Genomic DNA, 17,834 nt, shown 5'->3' with positions numbered 1-17,834 from the left:
TCGGAATGTTCAGGAACCGGCGCCACTGTAGGCCGCGCATCCATTGAATGAAAGTGGATTATTTAGAATGCACTTGTTCGCTTTTTGCCAATGACAAACCCATGTCCACACCCTCGGTCAAGCAGCTCGAAGCCTTCTGGTGGGCCGCCACCTGCAGCAACTTCGCCACGGCAGCGCAGCGCGTGCACCTGTCCGTGTCCTCGCTGTCCAAGCGCATCACGGAACTGGAATCCGCGCTGGGCCAGCCGCTGTTCGACCGCAGCGGCCACCGCGCCGTGCTCACCGATGCCGGCCAGCGCCTGCTGCCCGCCGCGCTGGAGGTGCTCAACGCCATGGCCGCGCTGGGCCAGGCCCTGGACATGCGCGAGGCGCTGGCCGGGCATTGCCGCTTCGGCGTGGGCGACCTGTCGGCGCTGACCTGGCTGCCGGCCTTCGTGGCCGCCGCGCGCCAGGCCCATCCGCAACTGGTGCTGGAGCCCCATGTGGACGTGGGCGGCGTGCTGGAGCAGCGCCTGGACGACGGCGAGCTGGACTTTGCCGTCATCGCGGGCCGCTCCTCGCGCAGCAGCCTGCTGTCCCGCCCCGTGGGCGCCGCGCGCTTTGCCTGGGCCGTGGCCCCCGGCCTGGCAGGCGCAGGCCGCCTGGGCGCCACGGCCCTGCTGCAGCGCCATGCACTGGTCACCCTGCCCCCGCAGGCCGGCACCACGCGCCTGCTGGACGACTGGCTGCTCGCCCAGGGCGCCAGCGTGCGCGAGCGCATCCTGTGCAACAGCTGGGGCGCCGTGGCCGGCATGCTGCGCGCCGGCCTGGGCGTGGGCTTCCTGCCCACCGGCTGGATCACCGCCCTGGGCCTGCGCGCCGTCGGGGGCGCCCATCCCAAAGCCGCTCTCGCCCCCCTGCACTACGCCTTCCAATGGCGGCGCGGCGACGCCCGCGCCCTGATCCCGGCCATGCAGCAACTGGCGCAGGCGCAAGTGGATTTCACGGTGATGCCGGGGTTGGTGGGTGAAATACAGATTCAGCGACATACCCATTCATGGCGTCGCAAGTGACGTGAGCCGCACATATGTCTTCATTTCGATGAAATGAGAACATGTTTCATTGACGTGTCGTCGGGGACGACATAAGCGGTCGGCGCAAGCGCTGAGAAGCAGGATCGTTCTCAAAGCGGGGCTTGAGGCTCGTCGAACTCATTCCTAATCAAGCGATGTTGATCAACACCATGGAGTTGGTCTTCCATCGGGCTCCCGGCAAGCGCCTCCCACAAAGCGACTCACCTCCCCCACTCCACCAACTGCGGCCGCACCTGCACCACCTGCCCAGCGCGCAGGCCTTCGCCGTCGATGGCGCGGAAGGCCTCGGCCATCAGGCCTTCGACGTTCTGGCGCACCATGTGCACCGGAAAGCGCAGGCATTCGGCATAGGGGTCCCAGTCGTAGCTGCCAAAGCTGCATTGCGCCAGTTCCGCATCGGGCAGTGCGCGCAGGAAGCGGATGGCGCCCTGCAGCGTGATGCCCGATGAAAACAGCAGCGCGCGCGGCAGGCCGCCCAGGCGCTGGTAGAGCGCTGCCATGGCAAGGCGGGCCGCTTCGGGGTCGTAGCCGCAGCAGACGATGTGCTCGTCCGCCACCGGCGTGTGGGGCGCCAGGGCTTCGCGAAAGCCGGCCAGGCGCTGCTCGGTGGCGTACTCCTTGCGGACGCCGCCCAGAAAGCAGACGGCGTCCTGCGGCGCACCTGCCGGGGGCCTGGAGCGCGCCAGCAGCAGGCGCGTGAGTTCGGCCGCACCCCAGCGGTTGTCGCTGGTGACGGAGGGCGCCTTCTTCCCCGGCAGATCCACGTTGACATGGCGCACGCCGGCCTTGCGGCATTCGGCGCTGATGGCGTCGGGCCGGGTGGCGCCCGTGACGATGAGGTGCTCCACGCGAAAGGCGATCAGCGAGCGCACGGTCTCCACCTCCAGCGCGCCGTCGCGCAGCGTGCTGACCACCAGCGGGCACAGGCCGCGCGCGTGGGCCAGGCGCTCGAAGGCCTGGGACAGCGCGCCGAAGAAGCGGTCCTCATGCGTGGGAATCACCATGCCGATCAGCCCCGAGCGCTGGCGGCGCAGGCCGCTGGCCTGGCGGTTCACGGCAAAGCTGTGTTCCTGGGCGAGCTGCTGCACGCGGCGCGCGGTCTCCTCGCTGATGCGCCGCGACTGCCAGCTGCCGTTGAGGATGGCGCTGACCGTCGAGGCCGAGGTGCCGGCCAGTTCGGCCAGGTCGTAGATGGTGGAGGTTCGGGGGCGGTTCACGGTGCTCTGCAGGGGTTGGGACGGGAGCGCTCGGCGGCCATCGTAGCCGCTGCGGCAGCGATTCGGGCGGGCCGGAGCCGGCACGCAGCAGCGGCCCGGGAAATCCCGCATCGGCAATGGAAGTCCATCTGTCTATAGTTTGCACAATCGATTGTGCAAAACAGAGGGAGGAGCGCCATGTTCCATGGATTCAGCCGGTTCTCGAGGGCACTGTTGGCCTGCACCCTGGCGGCGCTGGCAGGCGCGGCCGGTGCCGAGGATGTGTCGGTGGTGGCCAAGGTCGGGGGCATTCCGTGGTTCAACGCCATGGAGACCGGCATCGGCAAGGCAGGCCGCGAGCTGGGCATCTCCAGCGGCATGGTCGGTCCCACCGAGGCCGATGCGGCCCAGCAGGTGCGCGCGGTCGAGGACCTGATCGCGCGCCGCAGCAAGGTCATCGCCGTGGTGCCCAACGATGCCAGGGCGCTGGAGCCCGTGTTCCGGCGTGCGCGCAGCGCGGGCATCAAGGTGCTCACGCACGAGTCGCCCGACCAGAAGGGCGCCGACTGGAACATCGAGCTGAGCAGCGTCGCGGGCTTTGGCGAGCGCCACATGGACAGCCTGGCCAAGGCCATGGGCGGCGAGGGCAAGTACGTGGTCTTCGTGGGCTCGCTGACCGTGCCGCTGCACAACGCCTGGGCCGACGCGGCCATCGCCCACCAGAAAAAGCAGTGGCCGAAGATGCAGCTGGTGTCCGAGCGCTTCGGCGTGGCCGAGAGCCTGGACGACTCCTACCGCAGCGCCCAGGACCTGATGCGCGCCCACCCCGACCTCAAGGGCTTTCTGGCCTTCGGCAGCCAGGGCCCCATTGGCGCGGGCCGCGCGGTGGCCGATGCGCGCAAAGCCGACCGCATTGCCGTGGTGGGCTCGTTCTCGCCGGGCCAGGGCGCAAAGCTGGTGCGCGACGGCGTGATCCGCGAAGGCTTCATCTGGAACCCCGCGCTGGCCGGCGAGGTCATCGTGCATGTGGGCAAGATGCTGATCGACGGCCGCGAGCCCACGGACGGCATGGAGATACCGGGCCTGGGCAAGGTGCAGGTGGACCGCGAGCGCCGCAACATCCAGGGCCAGAAGCTGGAGCCGATCAACCGGCAGACCATAGACCGGCTGGTCGGCCTGGGCCTGTGAGCCGCGCGCTGCCATGGATGCCACCACAACAGCACTGGTCCGCATGCAGGCGGTCACCGTGCGCTTTGGCGACGCCACCGCGCTGCATGCGCTGGACTGGGACGTGATGCCCGGCGAGGTGCACTGCCTGATGGGCAGCAACGGCAGCGGCAAGAGCACGGCGATCAAGGTGCTCAGCGGCGTGCACGCGCCGCAGCCGGGTGCGTGCATCGACATCGGCGGACAGCCCGTGCAGCGGCTGGACCCGGCGCTGGCCAAGTCCCTGGGCATTCAGGTGATCTACCAGGACCTGTCGCTGTTTCCCAACCTGAGCGTGGCCGAGAACATTGCCTTCGACCAGGCCATGGGCCGCTGGTGGGCACCCGTGCGCCGCAGGCGCCAGCGCGAGGCGGCCCAGGCCGTGTTGCGGCGCCTGGGCATTGCGCTGCCGCTGGATGCGCGGGTGGGCGACCTGCCCATTGCGGGCCGCCAGCTCGTGGCCATCTGCCGGGGCATGGCGGCCCGGGCCAGGCTGCTGTTCATGGATGAGCCCACGGCCTCGCTCACGCGCGCCGAGGTCGATGCGCTGCTGGCCGTGGTGCGCCGGCTCCAGGCCGATGGCATGGCCATCGTCTTCGTGAGCCACAAGCTGGACGAGGTCATGGAGATCGCCGACCGCGTCACCGTGCTGCGCGACGGGCGCAAGCTCGGCACCTGGCCCGCCGAACAGTTGTCGGGCCGGCAACTGGCCGCGCTGATGACCGGGCAGGAAGTGGATGAGCGCCTGCATGCGCGCGACATGTCCGCCGCGCCCGTGCTGCTGGAAGTGCGCGGCCTGGGCCGCGACGGCGACTACGAGGACGTGAGCTTCGATGTGCGCGAGGGCGAGATCCTGGGCCTGACCGGGCTGCTGGGCGCGGGCCGCACCGAGCTGGCCCTGGGCCTGTTCGGCATGCGCCGGCCCGATCGCGGCAGCATCCGCCTGGGCGGCCGCACGCTGGCGCTGCGCAGCAACCGCGATGCCATGGCGGCGGGCATTGCCTATGTGCCGGAGGACCGCCAGTCCATCGGCCTGAACCTGCGCCAGTCCGTGCAGGACAACCTGGTGCTGGCCATGCTGCCGCGCCTGTCCGGCCCGCTGGGCTGGCTGCCCGCCAGCCGCCGCGCCGCCACTGCGGCCCAGTGGCGCGACCGCCTGCACATGCGCCTGCCCGCGCTGGACGCACCCGTGCACCAGCTGTCGGGCGGCAATGCCCAGCGCGTGGTGCTGGCCCGCTGGCTGGCGACCGCGCCACGCCTGCTGATCCTCGACTCGCCCACCGTGGGCGTGGACATCGGCAACCGCCAGGGCATCTTCGAGATCGTGCACGGGCTCGCCGCACAGGGCATGGCGGTGATCGTCATCTCGGACGAGGTGGCCGAGGTCCATGCCCACTGCGACCGCGTGCTGCACATGCGCGGCGGGCGCATGGCCGGCGAGTTCGTGCCGGGGGTGCATTCCGAAAGCCAGATCGAGGAGGCCGTCCATGCCTGAACACGCACACGCGCTGCTGCACCACCCCGTGGCCCGGCTCGGCCTGGCCATTGCAGCCATGGCCCTGCTGTTCGGCGCCCTGGCGCCGGGCTTCTGGACGCTGGGCAACTGGATGGACGTGGCCGAGGGCGCATCGGTCACCGCCATCATGGCCGTGGGCCTGCTGGTGGTGCTGGTCGCGGGCGGCATCGACATCTCGTTTGCCGCCACGGCCACGGTGGCGCAGTACCTTGCGGCCCTCGCGGCCACACGCCTGGGCTGGGCACCGGCGGCCAGCATCGCGCTGGGCCTGGCCACGGGACTGGCGCTGGGCGCATTCAACGCCCTGCTCATCCACCGCCTGCGCGCCACCTCCATCATCATCACCATCTCCACGCTGAACCTGTACTTCGCGCTGCTGATGCATGGCACGGGCGGCCGGTCCATCTACGACCTGCCGTCGTGGTGGAGCGATTCCGTGGTGCTGGCCCGCTTCGCAAGCGCCGACGGCGCAGACCCCGTGCGCCTGACCCTGCCCATCGCCGTGGCCGGCGCAGCCGCCGTGCTGACGGCGCTGCTGCTGGGCCACAGCGCGCTGGGGCGGCGCCTGTACGCCTTCGGTGGCAACCCCGAGGCCGCCCACCGCATGGGCATCGGGCTGGGCGCCATCCAGGGCGTGGCCTATGGCTGGCTCGGCATGATGGCGGCCATCGCAGGCCTGGTGCAGGCGCACCGCGTGGGCGAGTCGGTGCCCAACGCGCTGGTCGGCACGGAGCTGTTCGTGCTCGCGGCCGCCGTGTTGGGCGGCGCCAGCCTGTTCGGCGGCACGGGCAGCGTGGGCGGCGTGCTGATGGGCGTGCTGCTGCTGGCCGTGCTGCGCAACGGGCTGAATCTGATGGGCGTGTCGCCGTATTTCTTCCAGGTGCTGCTGGGCGCCGTGGTGCTGGCCTGCGCCGCGGCAACGGGACTGCGGCGCACGCAGCGACGCAACCAGCAGCGCAGCACTGACGCCACTCCTGCAGCGCCTTTGGCGGGGGCCGCGCCATGAACCTCAGCACTGGCGCGCCGCTGGGCCTGATCGCGCTGCTGGCGCTGCTGTGCGCCGTGTTCACGCTGCTGCTGCCCGGCAGCTTCGCCACCCTGGGCACGCTGCAATCGGTGCTGCTGCAAATCCCCGAGTTGGGCCTGCTGGCACTGGCGCAGATGCTGCCGCTGGTCAGTGGCGGCATCAACCTGGCCGTGGTCGCCAGCGCCAACATGGCGGGCCTGGCCATGGCCTGGGTGCTGGTGGGAGGCCTGTCGGCGCTGGGCCTGGACCTATCGGGCCATGAGGGCCTGCTCATCGCCGCGGCACTGACCGTGGGCGCCCTCGCCAGCCTGCTGGTGGGGCTGGCCAGCGGCTGGCTGGTGGCGCGCGTCAACGCCCATCCCATCCTCGTCACGCTGGGCACCATGTCGCTGATCAACGGCCTGTGCGTCTGGCTCACGCGCGGCAAGCCCATTGCAGGCTTTCCCGAGGCCTTCCAGGCCCTGGGCTCCGCCCAGTGGCTGGGCCTGCCGCTGCCGTTCTGGATCTTCGCGGCCGTGTGCATGCTGGTGGGCCTGTACCTGGGCAGCACACGCCACGGGCTGGCCATCCGCATGGTCGGCTCCAATGCCGAGGCCACGCGCCATGCGGGCATCGATACGCGCCGCGTGCTGATCGGCGTCTACACCCTGTCCACGCTGCTGTGCTGGATCGCGGCCGTGCTGATGATGGCGCGCTTCAACTCGGCCAGTGCGGGCTACGCCCAGTCCTACCTGCTGGTCACGGTGCTTGCGGCCATCCTGGGCGGCACCGATCCCATGGGCGGCTTCGGCCGGGTGTCGGGGCTGTTCGTCGCCCTGCTCATCCTGCAGGTGCTGTCCAGCGGGGTGAACCTGCTGGGCGCCAATGCCCAGCTCACGCAGGCCCTGTGGGGCGCCACCATGATCGCCGCCGTGGCCGCGCGCCACCTGCTCGCGCGCTGGCGGGGCCGTGCCCGGGCACCCGCCGAACCCTCCCCTTCACGCTCTCGCAGAGTCCACCCGGAGCCCCTATGAACCCCCTCGGCATCCACGCCCTTGTCTGGGCCGGCGACCTGTCGCCGGCATCCACCCGCCATGTGATCGAGCGGACGCGCCAGGCCGGCTACGACCTGGTCGAGCTGTCCCTGCACGGCCCCCGGCTCATGGACCTGGCGCTCACGCGTGATCTGCTGCAGGAGCATGGCCTGGGCGTGGGCTGCTCGCGCGGGCTGACCTTCGAGGCCGATGTCTCCAGCGAAGACCCCTCCGTGGTCGCGCGCGGCCTGGCGCTGCTGCAAGAGGGCGTGGACATCACGGCGCGCCTGGGCGGACGCTATTTCGGCGGCATCCTCTACGGCGCCATGGCGAAATACGGCCACCCCTGCACGCCGCAAGGCCGGCGCAACGCGATCGAGGCCGTGCGGCGCATTGCCGACTTCGCGGGCGAGCGCGGCGTCACGCTGGGCCTGGAGGTGGTCAACCGCTACGAAAGCAATCTGCTGAACACGGCCGCGCAGGCGCTGGAGTTCATCGACGAAGTCGGCCAGCCCCATGTCTGCGTGCACCTGGACACCTACCACATGAACATCGAGGAAGCCGACCTTGCCGCGCCCGTGCTGGCCTGCGGACAGCGGCTGGGCTATGTGCACATCGGCGAGAACCACCGCGGCTACCTGGGCGCGGGCCACATCGACTTCGCGCAGTTCTTCGGCGCACTCGCGCAGATCGGCTACCAGGGCACCGTCACCTTCGAGAGTTTCTCGTCCGCCATCGTCAACGAGCAGCTGTCGAACGCGCTGGCCATCTGGCGCCCCATGTGGGAAGACGGCATGGACCTGGCCCTGCACGCACGCGGCTTCATGGCAGACGGGCTGGCCAGCGCGCAGCAGGCACGCGCATGACGGCCATCCTGCCGCCCGAAGCCCTGGCGCGTGCGTTTGCGCTGGCACGCTCCGGCCCCCGCCGCCTGCTGGGCCTGGCTGGCCCGCCCGGCGCAGGCAAGAGCACGGTCTGCGCCGCCCTGCTGCAGGCGCTGGGCCCGCTGGCGGCGGCCGTGCCCATGGACGGCTTCCACCTGGCGCAGTCCGCGCTGGAGCGCCTGGGCCGCGCGCAGCGCAAGGGCGCGCCCGACACCTTCGACTCGGCCGGCTACGTGGCCCTGCTGCGCCGCCTGCACACGCCCGTGGCCGGTGAAACGGTCTACGCCCCCGAATTCCGGCGCGCCATCGAGGAGCCCATTGCAGGCGCCATCGCCATCGCGCCCGGCGTGCCCCTGGTCATCACCGAAGGCAACTACCTGCTGATGGATGAACAGGATGCGCCAGGCACACACTGGCATGCCGTGCACGCGCTGCTGGACGAGGTCTGGTACGTGGACATGGACGACCGCCTTCGCATCGAACGCCTGACCCGCCGCCACGAACTCCACGGCCGCAGCCCCCAGGCCGCACGCGACTGGGTGGCGCAGGTGGACGAGCCCAATGCGCGCCGCATTGCGGCAACGCGGGGGCGGGCGGATTGGGTGTTGCGCTGGGGGTGAGGCGGCCGGACACAGCCCCCGCTCAGAACGCCACCACGCCCCCGTCCTTGCGCGGGTCCGATCCGCCGATGTAGTGGTCGCCGTCGCGCAGCACCAGTTGCGCGCCGCCGAAGGCGAAGACGCCATGGCCTTCCTCGATCGTGACTTCGTGGCCGCGTGCGCGCAGGGCGGCGACGACCTCGGCGTCGAAGGCGGGCTCCACGGCCACGCCCTTGCCGCCCGTCACGCGCCAGCGCGGTGCGTCGGCGGCAGCCTGGGGGTTCTGGCCGTAGCGCAGCACGCGCAGGGCCATCTGCAGGTGGCCCTGGCTCTGCATGGGGCCGCCCATGACGCCGAAGGCCATCTGGGGCGTGCCGTCGGCGTTCATCGCAAAGGCCGGGATGATGGTGTGCGAGGGGCGCTTGCGCGGCGCGACCTCGTTGGCATGGCCGGCTTGCGTGGTGAAGCCGTGGCCACGGTTTTGCAGGCTGATGCCGGTGCCCGGCACGACCACGCCCGAACCGAAGCCCATGTAGTTGGACTGGATGAACGAGACCATCATGCCGCTGGCATCGGCCGCCGCCAGGTAGACCGTGCCGCCGGGGCGCGGTGCGCCGTAGGTGGGCGCGCTGGCGCGCTCGCGGTCAATGAGCGCCGCGCGTTCGCGCAGGTAGCCGGCGTCCAGCAGATGGGCGGATTCGACGCGCATGTGGTCGCCGTCGGCGTTGTATTCGTGCAGGTCGGCCAGGGCCAGCTTCATGGCCTCGACCTGCAGGTGCACGGACTCCACGCCGTCCAGCGGCTCAGCGCCCACGCCCAGTGCGTCCAGCATGCCCAGCGCCATCAGCGCGGCAATGCCCTGGCCGTTGGGCGGGATCTCGTGGATCACCGAATCGCCAAAGGTCTGCGACACCGTGCCGACCCAGTCGGCCTGGTGGGCGGCCAGGTCGGCCTCGGTCATGGCGCCGCCGCAAGCCTTGGCGTGCTCGGCCATCGAGCGCGCCAGTGCGCCACGGTAGAAGGATTCGCCCTTGGTGGCGGCGATCTCCTCCAGCGTGCGCGCATGGGCTTCGCTGCGGAAGACCTCGCCCGCCTTGGGGGCCTTGCCATCGGGCAGGAAGCATTCGGCAAAACCGGGCTGGTCAGCGAGCTTGGCGCCGCCCAGCGCCCACAGCGTGGCGATGGTGGGCGAGACCGCAAAGCCGTCGCGCGCATAGCGGATGGCGGGCTGGGCCAGTTGCTCGAACGGCAGCTTGCCGAAGCGGCGCGACAGCTCCACCCAGGCCGAGACGGCGCCGGGCACGGTGACGGCGTTCCAGCCCTTCTCGGGGATGCCGCCCAGCGCGGCGAAGTACTCGGGCGTCCAGGCTTCGGGCGAGCGGCCCGAGGCATTGAGGCCGTGCAACTCCTTGCCATCCCACAGGATGCAGAAGGCATCGCTGCCCAGACCGCAGCCTGTGGGCTCGACCACGGTCAGCGCCATGGCCGTGGCAATGGCCGCATCCACGGCATTGCCGCCGGCCAGCAGCATGGCCAGGCCGGCCTGCGCGGCCAACGGCTGCGAGGTGGAGACCATGTTGCGGCCCAGCACCGAAGAGCGGTGCGAGGCGTAGGGAAGTGTCCAGTCCGTAACAGTGCTTGTCATATCAATTTCCATAGCGCCAACGCGCCACCGATAGCTTGAGGAACCGCAGGCACGGCCCAGCTCAGGGACGCCAAGCAAGGGCCTACGCCGGCCGCGCCGCAGCAAGGGCGTCGTCCCCCTCCCGCAGGAGAGGGGGAAGCGGCAAAGCCGCTCAGGGGGTGCTTCACTCAATCCAATGTGATTTTGTTGTCTTTGATGACCTGCGCCCAGCGCGCGCTGTCGGCCTGCACCATGGCAGCGAACTGCGCGGGCGTGCGGGGCGATGCGGCCTCCACGCCCTGCTTGGCCAGGCTGGCCACCACCTCGGGATTCTGGATGGCCTTGTTGAAGGCCTGATTGATCCGCGCCACCAGCTCGGGCTTCATGCCGGCCGGGCCATAGACGCCGAACCAGGTGACCGAAGAATAGCCAGGCAGGCCGGACTCGGCCACCGTGGGCAGGTCGGGCGCCAGCGCGCTGCGCTTGTCGCCGGTCACGGCCAGGGCACGCAGGCGGCCGCTGGCCACATGGGGCATGCCGGTGGGAATGGAGTCGAACAGCAGGTGCACCTGGCCAGCGGCCAGGTCGGTGATGGACTGGGCCGTGCCCTTGTAGGGCACATGGGTCAGTTGCAGTCCCGCGCGCGCCGCGAAGGCCGCCGCGTTCAGGTGGACGATGGTGCCATTGCCGCTGCTGGCGTAGTTGAGGGCGCCCGGATGGGCCTTGGCATAGGCGATCAGCTCCTGCACGTTGCGCACGGGCAGCGAGGGCGTGACCAGCAGGATGCTGGCCGCGCCGCCGATCTCGGCAATGGGCGTGAAATCCTTGTCGGCCTTGTAGGCCAGACGGGTCATCAGATGCGGCGAGATGGCATGCGTGCTGCTGGTGGTGAACAGCAGCGTGTAGCCGTCCGGCGAGGCCTTGGCGGCCTCGCCCGCGCCGATGGTGCCGCCCGCGCCGGGGCGGTTGTCGATGACCAGCTGCTGGCCCAGGTCCTGGGACATGCGCTGCGCCACCACGCGCGCCACGAGGTCGGTGGCGCCGCTGGCCGGAAAGGGCACGACCAGGCGCACCGGGTGCGAGGGCCAGGACGCCTGGCCCTGTGCCACGGCGGGCAGGGCGATGGCGCCAGCCAGGGCACAGGCTGCAGCCACGATGGCGCGGCGTGGAAGTAAAACGCTGGGCAATGCCTTCATGGGCACACTCCTGGACAGGGGTTGGACGGCTGCAGCCGCTGCTCCCCAGCAACGCCGCAACAGGCCATCGTAGAACCCTCGCCCCTTTGCCGCCATCAGCAAATTTGCAAACCTGCGTTGCCTCTGCGGCAAATTGATGACAATCGGGGCGACATGCCCGACGCCCGCCACCTTCTTTTGCAGGACACCGCGCTGCGCTACTTCCACGAAGTGGCGCAATGCGGATCGCTGACCGAAGCCTCGGCGCGGCTGCATGTGGCGGCCTCCGCCATCAGCCGCCAGATCGCGGCGCTGGAGGGGCTGCTGGGCACGCCGCTGTTCGAGCGCCACCCGCGCGGCATGGTGCTCAATGCGGCCGGGGAGATCCTGGCCGACCATGTGCGCCGCGCCGGCCTGGATGCCGAGCGCGCGCTGGGCGAGATCGAGGCCCTGCAGGGGCTGCGCAGCGGCCGCGTGCGCATCGCAAGCTCCGACGCCTTTGCCAACGAATTCCTGCCGCGCCTGTGCGCAGCGTTCCAGCGCGCGCATGCCGGCATCGTCTTCGAGGTGATGGTGCTGCCCACGCCTGCCGTGCCAGAGGCCGTTCGCAGCGGCGCGGCCGACATCGGCCTGTGCTTCAGCCGCGCGCCTGAAAAAGGCATTGCCGTGGCCTGCCGCGTGGCGGCGCCCCTGGTTGCCCTGGTCGCACCCGGCCATGCCTTGGCCCAGGCGCGCCGCCTGTCGCTGGCCCAATTGGTACGCCACCCCCTGGCACTCACACCGGCCGATACTGCCGTGCGCCAGCTGCTGGACGCGGCCTGCAGCCGCCAGGGCCTGATGCTGATGCCCGTGATGGAGAGCAACCACGGCAAGACCTTGCTGAACTTTGCAGCCCAGGGCGCCGCCGTGGCCGTGGCCAGCGAGATCGCCGCGCGCCACATGGTGGCCACAGGCGCACTGGTGGCCGTGGCGCTCAGCGACCGGGGCATGGACCTGCGCGACATCGAGGTGCAGACCCTGGCCGGCCGCACGCTGCCGCATGCGGCGCAGTCCTTCCTGGAAATGCTGCAGCTCAGGCTGCCAACCTCCTGGTAATCCACCTGGCGCCCTGGCATGGAACGCCCAGACACAAAACACGGCAGGCCTGCTGAATTTGCAATGCATTCCAAGGTCTTGGTTACAACAACCAGATAACTCCTGTTTTTCAGCGCCGCCATGGCTCCGAAAATCCGGAAGCGACCAAAAAACCGCTCAAAGCGTCTGAAGCCTCGCTGCAGGAACGCAATGCGCTAGGACTGATCCGGATACATATCGGACGATTCCGAATCACGCTGGCGAACTGCCCGCTTCCGCTCCAAGCGCTTCCTATGATGCGCCCGCATCTCCCTTGAAATCATTGGCATGCGCGGCTTGCTTTGCCGTGCGGCGCATTCAGGACAGGAAACGGCGACGTGATGGGCACAAGGAAACAGGCAGGCCGGAGCCTGCAGGCACGGCAACTACGGTTGCGGTTGCGGTTGCGGCTGCAATTGCTGAAGGCAATGCGGCATGGATGAGCGTCCCGCGCTCACCTTCCCGCTGCGCGGCCTCGATGACCGCGACGCCAGGCTGTTCCGCTCCTTCGTGCGGCTGGTGGACCACCGCACGCAGCACCGCTGGGAATGGACGGAATCCTCGGCCGACCTGGTGGTACTGCATGACGGCGTGCACGAGCCGCCGTCCAGCCGGGTGACGCTGCGCGTGGGCCGCCAGCCCCAGAGCACCCGCCCCACGGGGGACTACCTGAGCCTGCCCCTGCGCGCCGACGCGGTGGAGGACTGCCTCAATGCCATGGGCCTGCGCGCCCTGGCCGTGCGCCAGACGGCGTCCGGGCAACGCATGGTGGCGGCACCCCACCCGGCAGCGGCGACCGACATGCTGGTGCAGCTGCTGCGCTGGCCGCCCCAGCGGCTGCTGACAAGCGCGCACCACATGCGCCTGGCAACGTTGATGACGGGCCGGCCCACCACCTTGCAGGCGCTGTGCCGGCGCTCGGGCCTTGCGCCGGAGATCTGCGCGGCCTTCCTGAACCGCCTCGATGCCATCGGCCTGCTGCGCTGGACCGCCACGGCACCCCGCAGCAGCGCTGCCCCGGGTCCTGCCCAGGGCATTCTCGGCCGCATCCGCCAGCGGCTTGCCCAATTGACGAGAGCCTCCGTGCATGAGTGAGCTGAAGATCCTGATTTGCGGAACCGCGGGCGCGGGCAAGACCACCGCCATACGCGCCGTCAGCGAGATCGCGCCGGTAAGCACCGACGTGCGCAACACCGATGCGGCAGTGGACAAGGCCCTGACCACCGCCGGCATGGACTACGGAGAACTCACCCTGGACAACGGCGAAAAACTGTACCTGTACGGCACACCGGGCCAGGAGCGCTTCGACTTCATGTGGAACATCCTCTCGCACGGCGCGCTGGGGGTGGTCCTGCTGATCGACAACAGCCGGCCCGACCCATTGGGCGACCTGGATACCTACATCAATGCCCTGTCCGCCACGCTGCGCACCACGGCCTGCGTGGTGGCCGTGTGCCGCATGGACCGGCATGGCCGGCCCGACCTCGAAGGATTTGCCCTGCACCTGCAGTCGCGTGGCCTGCTGTGCCCGGTGGTGCCGGCCGATGTGCGCGAGCGCGCGCAGGTGGTGGCACTGATCGAGTTGCTGCTGCTGCAGATCGAAGCCCTGTCGCAGGACAGCCCCCATGAAGAATGACCCCGCCCTGAAGGCGCGCGCCCACCGCGAGGGACTGTTCCTCTCCCTGGTGCTCGACAAGGGCCAAGGCCCATCTCGCACTGGCGCGGCGCAAGATGCAGGACGTGGAAGGCGTGCTGGTGGTCTGAAGCAGGCAGCCTGCAACGCGTAGCGCCGCCTTGATGGACCCTCTAACCGGGCCTTCTCAGAACCGCTCGGCGCACAGCGCCTGCCACTGCAGGATCTCGATCTCGCCGCGCTGCACCCGGATGAGGCCGCGCGCCTGCAGGCCCTGCAGCAGCACGTTGGTGGTCTGGCGCGAGATCGACAGCATGCGCGCCAGCTGCTCCTGCGTGATATCCAGGCGCGGCCGGGCCGGCACATCGTCCAGCCGCTCGCCGTAGCCGCGCGCCATGGCCACCAGGCGGCGCGCCAGGCGCTGGGGCGCGGGCAGCAGGGCCAGGTCCTCCAGCGCCGCAAAGGCCGCGCGCATGCGCCCCGACATCAGCACGCCCAGGTCATGCCAGTGCGCGGGGTGCTGCTGCAGCCAGTCCAGCAGCGGCTGGCGCGGCACCTGCAGCACCACGCTGGGCTCCATGGCGTGGGCATCGTGGGTGCGCGGCGAACCGTCGAACAGCGCGATCTCGCCAAACCAGGTGGCCGGGCCCATGCGCGTGAGCAGCGCCTCGCGCGCCTGCTCGCTCTGCCCACCCACACCGGAGAAACCGATGCTGCCCCGGACCACGGCGAACAGCCCGCCCTCCAGCGCATCGCCGCGCAGGAACAGGGCCTCGCCCGTCTCCAGGCTGCGCGGCTGGGCCAGCGCCAGCAGCAAATCGGCAAACTGCGGCGCCAGTGCGCTGAACCAGCGACCGGCGCGCAGCGTGGGCAGGTAGGAAGAGGCGAGGGAAGCTTGCATGGAAAGGGATGTCGGGTGGCTGACAGACACAGCCGGCGGGCCTGCGTATTTTCGCCGCTGACATCGAACACATGCCAGGAGACCTTTCCATGCAAGCCTCACACTCCCTGCCCCGCGCGCTGGCGCGCCCTTCCCGCCTGCTGGCCAGCCTGGCCACAGCCGCTTTGCTGGGCGCCTGCGCCCAAAGCACCCTGCCCGTCTCCGACATGGCCAGGCCCCAGCCGGCCAGCGCCGTCACGCGCGCGGCCCAGCAGGCGGCCTTGGCGCAGCAGCCGCTGGACGATGCGCAGGCCATGGAGGACGCCCGGCGCGGCCTGATCGCACCGGCCGACACCCTGGTCGTGCGCAATGCCCAGGGCCGTCCCATCTGGAGCATGCAGTCCTATGCCTTCCTGGAGCGGGACCAGGCGCCCGACACCGTGCACCCCGCGCTGTGGCGCCAGGCCCAGCGCAACCGCGTCAGCGGCCTGTTCCAGGTGACCGACAGGCTCTACCAGGTGCGCGGCCTGGACCTGTCGAACATGAGCATCATCGAGGGCGAGACCGGCCTGATCGTGGTCGATCCGCTGATGTACACCGAGACCGCCCAGGCCGCCATGGACCTGTACTTCCAGCACCGCCCGCGCAAGCCCGTGGTGGCCGTCGTCTACTCGCACAGCCATGTGGACCATTTCGGCGGCGTGCGCGGCGTGGTGCGCCAGGAAGAGGTGGATGCAGGCCGCGTGCAGGTCATCGCCCCGGCGGGCTTCATGGCCGAGGCCGTGGGCGAGAACGTGATCGCCGGCCACGCCATGGGCCGGCGCGCGCTCTACCAGTTCGGCATGCTGCTGCCGCGCGATGCCAGGGGACAGGTGGACGCAGGGCTGGGCAAGGCGGGTGCGCCCGGCACCATGGGGCTGATCGCGCCCACGCGCGTGATCGACAAGCCGCGCGAGACCCTGCGCATCGACGGCGTGGACATCGAGTTCGCGCTCACGCCCGGGGCCGAGGCGCCGGCCGAGATGATCATGTACTACCCCCAGCTCAAGGTGCTGAACATGGCCGAGATCGCCGTGCACACCCAGCACAACCTGCTGCCGCTGCGCGGCGCCCAGGTGCGTGACGCGCTGGGCTGGTCCCGCCACCTGAACGACGCCCTGCACGCCTATGGCGGCAAGGCCGAGATCCTGATCGCCCAGCACCACTGGCCGGTCTGGGGCCAGCCCCGGCTGCAGCGCATGCTGGCCAGCCAGCGCGACACCTACAAATACCTGCACGACCAGACCGTGCGCCTCATGAACCACGGCTACGTGGGCTCGGAGATCGCCGAGATGCTGAAGATGCCCGAATCCCTGGCCCGCGACGGCGCCACACATGCCTTCTACGGCCACCTGCGCCACAACATCCGCGCCATCTACCAGCACTACCTGGGCTACTACGAAGGCAACCCGGCCCAGCTGGAGGCGCTGCCGCCCGTGCCCGCCGCGCGCAAGACCGTGGAATACATGGGTGGCGCCGACGCCGTGGTGCGCCGTGCGCAGGCCGACTACGAGCGCGGCGAATACCGCTGGGTGGCGCAGATCGCCTCGCAGCTGGTCTTTGCCGACCCGGCCAACCAGGCCGCGCGCCGCCTGGCGGCCAATGCCTATGAGCAACTGGGCTACCAGATGGAATCGGCCACGGCCCGCAACGCCTTCCTGCAGGGCGCGGCGGAACTGCGCCAGGGCGTGCCCCAGCTGCCCAGGCCCGGCAGCACCGCGCGCGACCTGGTGCGCAGCCTGCCGCTGGAGATGTTCTTCGACTACCTGGGCGTGCGGCTGGACGCCGGCAAGGCCGCAGGCCAGCGCATCGTGCTCAACTGGACCTTCACCGACACCGGCGAGCAGCGCAGCCTGAACCTGGAGAACAGCGCCCTCACCCAGAGCCCGGGCCTTGCGCCCTCCGCCCATGCCAGCCTGCGCCTGACGCGCGCCACGCTGGACGCCATTGCAGGCCAGGAGACCACGATGGCCGAGGCCATCAAGAGCGGCCAGCTGCGCATCGAGGGCGATGCCTCCAAGGTGACGGCGCTCATGTCCATGCTGGACCGCTTCGACAGCGTGTTCCCCATGGTGGAGCCACGCCCCGAACGAGCTGCTCAGTAACCGTGCTGTGCGCGGAAGTCGCGCGCCTTGCCGAAGTGCCCGTTGCCGATGAAGGGCACGGGCGGGCGCAGCGCCGACAGCGGCGAGGGATGGTTGCTGGTCAGCACCAGATGGCCCCGGTCGGCCGGAATGAAGGCGCGCTTGGACTGCGCATGGCTGCCCCAGAGCATGAAGACCACGGGGCGCGCGCCCTGGGCGATGTGCCGGATCACCGCATCGGTCAGCAGCTCCCAGCCCTTGCCCGAGTGGCTGGCCGCCTGGCCTTCCTCCACCGTGAGACAGGTGTTGAGCAGCAGCACGCCGTTCCTGGCCCACTTGACCAGGCTGCCGCCCGGGTTGGGAAACGGGGGGAAGGGCACGCCCAGGTCACGCTGCATCTCCTTGAAGATGTTCTGCAGCGAGGGCGGCATGCGCACGCCCGGCGCCACCGAGAACGACAGGCCTTCGGCCTGCCCCCGGCCGTGGTAGGGGTCCTGCCCCAGGATCACCACGCGCACTTCCTCGGGCGGGGTCAGCTCCAGCGCGCGCAGCGGCTGGGGCGGAAAGATCACGGCGCCGGCTTCCAGGCGCTGGTGCAGAAAGGTCAGCAGCTGCTGGCCCGTGGCACCCGCGAAGAAGTCCTCGACCAGGGGCTGCCAGTCAGGCGCAACGGGCCAGTCGGCGGGATCGGCGGATTGGAGTTGGTCGGCTTGCGCCGGGGCGATTGCGTCGTCTTGAAGGGCCATGGCGGATGGGGCACCAGCGCACGCAT

At 70.1% G+C, this 17,834-nt stretch carries 16 protein-coding genes; 11 read left to right on the top strand and 5 right to left on the bottom strand.

Going from position 1 to position 17,834, the window contains the following annotated elements; genetic code table 11:
• Nucleotides 1–101: 101 nt before the first annotated feature.
• The gene (locus DACI_RS04020; protein ID WP_043780571.1) at nucleotides 102–1,052 is read left to right on the top strand and encodes a LysR family transcriptional regulator; all 951 of its coding nucleotides are present in this window, start codon (nucleotides 102–104) and stop codon (nucleotides 1,050–1,052) included.
• 221 nt (nucleotides 1,053–1,273) lie between these two features.
• Here DACI_RS04020 and DACI_RS04015 read toward each other — a convergent pair whose 3' ends face one another.
• Nucleotides 1,274–2,290 (bottom strand): LacI family DNA-binding transcriptional regulator, encoded by a 1,017-nt coding sequence (locus DACI_RS04015; RefSeq protein ID WP_043780568.1) that lies wholly within the window; start codon nucleotides 2,288–2,290, stop codon nucleotides 1,274–1,276.
• 177 nt (nucleotides 2,291–2,467) lie between these two features.
• Here DACI_RS04015 and DACI_RS04010 point away from each other — a divergent pair, with 177 nt between their 5' ends.
• Genes DACI_RS04010 through DACI_RS03985 form a run of 6 tightly spaced genes read left to right on the top strand, consistent with a single transcriptional unit; the run spans nucleotide 2,468 to nucleotide 8,535 of the window.
• Nucleotides 2,468–3,457, top strand: a complete 990-nt coding sequence (locus tag DACI_RS04010) for a substrate-binding domain-containing protein (protein ID WP_012202718.1) — start codon at nucleotides 2,468–2,470, stop codon at nucleotides 3,455–3,457.
• Between the two features lie 13 nt (nucleotides 3,458–3,470).
• Complete coding sequence (locus tag DACI_RS04005; protein ID WP_012202717.1) at nucleotides 3,471–4,970, top strand: sugar ABC transporter ATP-binding protein; 1,500 nt, start codon at nucleotides 3,471–3,473, stop codon at nucleotides 4,968–4,970.
• Complete coding sequence (locus tag DACI_RS04000) at nucleotides 4,963–5,997, top strand: ABC transporter permease (protein ID WP_012202716.1); 1,035 nt, start codon at nucleotides 4,963–4,965, stop codon at nucleotides 5,995–5,997. The genes DACI_RS04005 and DACI_RS04000 overlap by 8 nt, the downstream gene beginning before the upstream one ends.
• Nucleotides 5,994–7,031, top strand: a complete 1,038-nt coding sequence (locus tag DACI_RS03995; protein WP_012202715.1) for an ABC transporter permease — start codon at nucleotides 5,994–5,996, stop codon at nucleotides 7,029–7,031. Before DACI_RS04000 ends, DACI_RS03995 begins: the two co-directional genes overlap by 4 nt.
• A complete protein-coding gene (locus tag DACI_RS03990; protein ID WP_012202714.1) occupies nucleotides 7,028–7,897 on the top strand; it encodes a sugar phosphate isomerase/epimerase family protein in 870 nt (289 codons plus the stop codon). Before DACI_RS03995 ends, DACI_RS03990 begins: the two co-directional genes overlap by 4 nt.
• Nucleotides 7,894–8,535 (top strand): nucleoside/nucleotide kinase family protein, encoded by a 642-nt coding sequence (locus DACI_RS03985; protein ID WP_012202713.1) that lies wholly within the window; start codon nucleotides 7,894–7,896, stop codon nucleotides 8,533–8,535. The genes DACI_RS03990 and DACI_RS03985 overlap by 4 nt, the downstream gene beginning before the upstream one ends.
• A 22-nt stretch (nucleotides 8,536–8,557) precedes the next feature.
• Here DACI_RS03985 and DACI_RS03980 read toward each other — a convergent pair whose 3' ends face one another.
• A complete protein-coding gene (locus tag DACI_RS03980) occupies nucleotides 8,558–10,159 on the bottom strand; it encodes a gamma-glutamyltransferase family protein (protein ID WP_043780565.1) in 1,602 nt (533 codons plus the stop codon).
• 167 nt (nucleotides 10,160–10,326) lie between these two features.
• On the bottom strand, nucleotides 10,327–11,334 hold the full coding sequence (locus tag DACI_RS03975; protein WP_012202711.1) for a Bug family tripartite tricarboxylate transporter substrate binding protein: 1,008 nt from the start codon (nucleotides 11,332–11,334) through the stop codon (nucleotides 10,327–10,329).
• Between the two features lie 153 nt (nucleotides 11,335–11,487).
• On the opposite strand from DACI_RS03975, the gene DACI_RS03970 reads away from it, so the two are divergent.
• From DACI_RS03970 to DACI_RS03960, 3 genes are all read left to right on the top strand, one after another.
• Complete coding sequence (locus DACI_RS03970) at nucleotides 11,488–12,408, top strand: LysR family transcriptional regulator (RefSeq protein ID WP_012202710.1); 921 nt, start codon at nucleotides 11,488–11,490, stop codon at nucleotides 12,406–12,408.
• Nucleotides 12,409–12,861: 453 nt separating this feature from the next.
• Nucleotides 12,862–13,521: a hypothetical protein gene (locus DACI_RS03965; RefSeq protein ID WP_012202709.1), complete on the top strand. Its 660-nt coding sequence runs from the start codon at nucleotides 12,862–12,864 to the stop codon at nucleotides 13,519–13,521.
• Nucleotides 13,514–14,062 (top strand): GTP-binding protein, encoded by a 549-nt coding sequence (locus DACI_RS03960; RefSeq protein WP_012202708.1) that lies wholly within the window; start codon nucleotides 13,514–13,516, stop codon nucleotides 14,060–14,062. Before DACI_RS03965 ends, DACI_RS03960 begins: the two co-directional genes overlap by 8 nt.
• A 184-nt stretch (nucleotides 14,063–14,246) precedes the next feature.
• Here DACI_RS03960 and DACI_RS03955 read toward each other — a convergent pair whose 3' ends face one another.
• A complete protein-coding gene (locus tag DACI_RS03955; RefSeq protein ID WP_012202707.1) occupies nucleotides 14,247–14,960 on the bottom strand; it encodes a Crp/Fnr family transcriptional regulator in 714 nt (237 codons plus the stop codon).
• Nucleotides 14,961–15,049: 89 nt separating this feature from the next.
• On the opposite strand from DACI_RS03955, the gene DACI_RS03950 reads away from it, so the two are divergent.
• Entirely contained in the window at nucleotides 15,050–17,083 is a 2,034-nt protein-coding gene (locus DACI_RS03950) for an alkyl/aryl-sulfatase (RefSeq protein ID WP_012202706.1), read from the top strand.
• Here DACI_RS03950 and DACI_RS03945 read toward each other — a convergent pair.
• Entirely contained in the window at nucleotides 17,077–17,808 is a 732-nt protein-coding gene (locus tag DACI_RS03945; RefSeq protein ID WP_043780562.1) for a uracil-DNA glycosylase, read from the bottom strand. The two genes, DACI_RS03950 and DACI_RS03945, sit on opposite strands and share 7 nt — an antisense overlap.
• Nucleotides 17,809–17,834 lie beyond the last annotated feature (26 nt).

This window comes from Delftia acidovorans SPH-1, from assembly GCF_000018665.1.
In the GTDB taxonomy this organism is placed as follows: Bacteria; Pseudomonadota; Gammaproteobacteria; order Burkholderiales; family Burkholderiaceae_C; genus Comamonas; species Comamonas acidovorans.
Note: the sequence above shows the minus strand (reverse complement) of the source record. Positions and strands in the feature narration are given on the sequence as shown.

Bases quoted from the DNA above. Each gene is read 5' to 3' on its own strand.
- DACI_RS04020 (WP_043780571.1), top strand. From the start codon at position 102: ATGTCCACACCCTCGGTCAAGCAGCTCGAAGCCTTCTGGTGGGCCGCC.
- DACI_RS04010 (WP_012202718.1), top strand. From the start codon at position 2,468: ATGTTCCATGGATTCAGCCGGTTCTCGAGGGCACTGTTGGCCTGCACC.
- DACI_RS04005 (WP_012202717.1), top strand. From the start codon at position 3,471: ATGGATGCCACCACAACAGCACTGGTCCGCATGCAGGCGGTCACCGTG.
- DACI_RS04000 (WP_012202716.1), top strand. From the start codon at position 4,963: ATGCCTGAACACGCACACGCGCTGCTGCACCACCCCGTGGCCCGGCTC.
- DACI_RS03995 (WP_012202715.1), top strand. From the start codon at position 5,994: ATGAACCTCAGCACTGGCGCGCCGCTGGGCCTGATCGCGCTGCTGGCG.
- DACI_RS03990 (WP_012202714.1), top strand. From the start codon at position 7,028: ATGAACCCCCTCGGCATCCACGCCCTTGTCTGGGCCGGCGACCTGTCG.
- DACI_RS03985 (WP_012202713.1), top strand. From the start codon at position 7,894: ATGACGGCCATCCTGCCGCCCGAAGCCCTGGCGCGTGCGTTTGCGCTG.
- DACI_RS03980 (WP_043780565.1), bottom strand. From the start codon at position 10,159: ATGACAAGCACTGTTACGGACTGGACACTTCCCTACGCCTCGCACCGC.
- DACI_RS03975 (WP_012202711.1), bottom strand. From the start codon at position 11,334: ATGAAGGCATTGCCCAGCGTTTTACTTCCACGCCGCGCCATCGTGGCT.
- DACI_RS03970 (WP_012202710.1), top strand. From the start codon at position 11,488: ATGCCCGACGCCCGCCACCTTCTTTTGCAGGACACCGCGCTGCGCTAC.
- DACI_RS03965 (WP_012202709.1), top strand. From the start codon at position 12,862: ATGGATGAGCGTCCCGCGCTCACCTTCCCGCTGCGCGGCCTCGATGAC.
- DACI_RS03960 (WP_012202708.1), top strand. From the start codon at position 13,514: ATGAGTGAGCTGAAGATCCTGATTTGCGGAACCGCGGGCGCGGGCAAG.
- DACI_RS03955 (WP_012202707.1), bottom strand. From the start codon at position 14,960: ATGCAAGCTTCCCTCGCCTCTTCCTACCTGCCCACGCTGCGCGCCGGT.
- DACI_RS03950 (WP_012202706.1), top strand. From the start codon at position 15,050: ATGCAAGCCTCACACTCCCTGCCCCGCGCGCTGGCGCGCCCTTCCCGC.
- DACI_RS03945 (WP_043780562.1), bottom strand. From the start codon at position 17,808: ATGGCCCTTCAAGACGACGCAATCGCCCCGGCGCAAGCCGACCAACTC.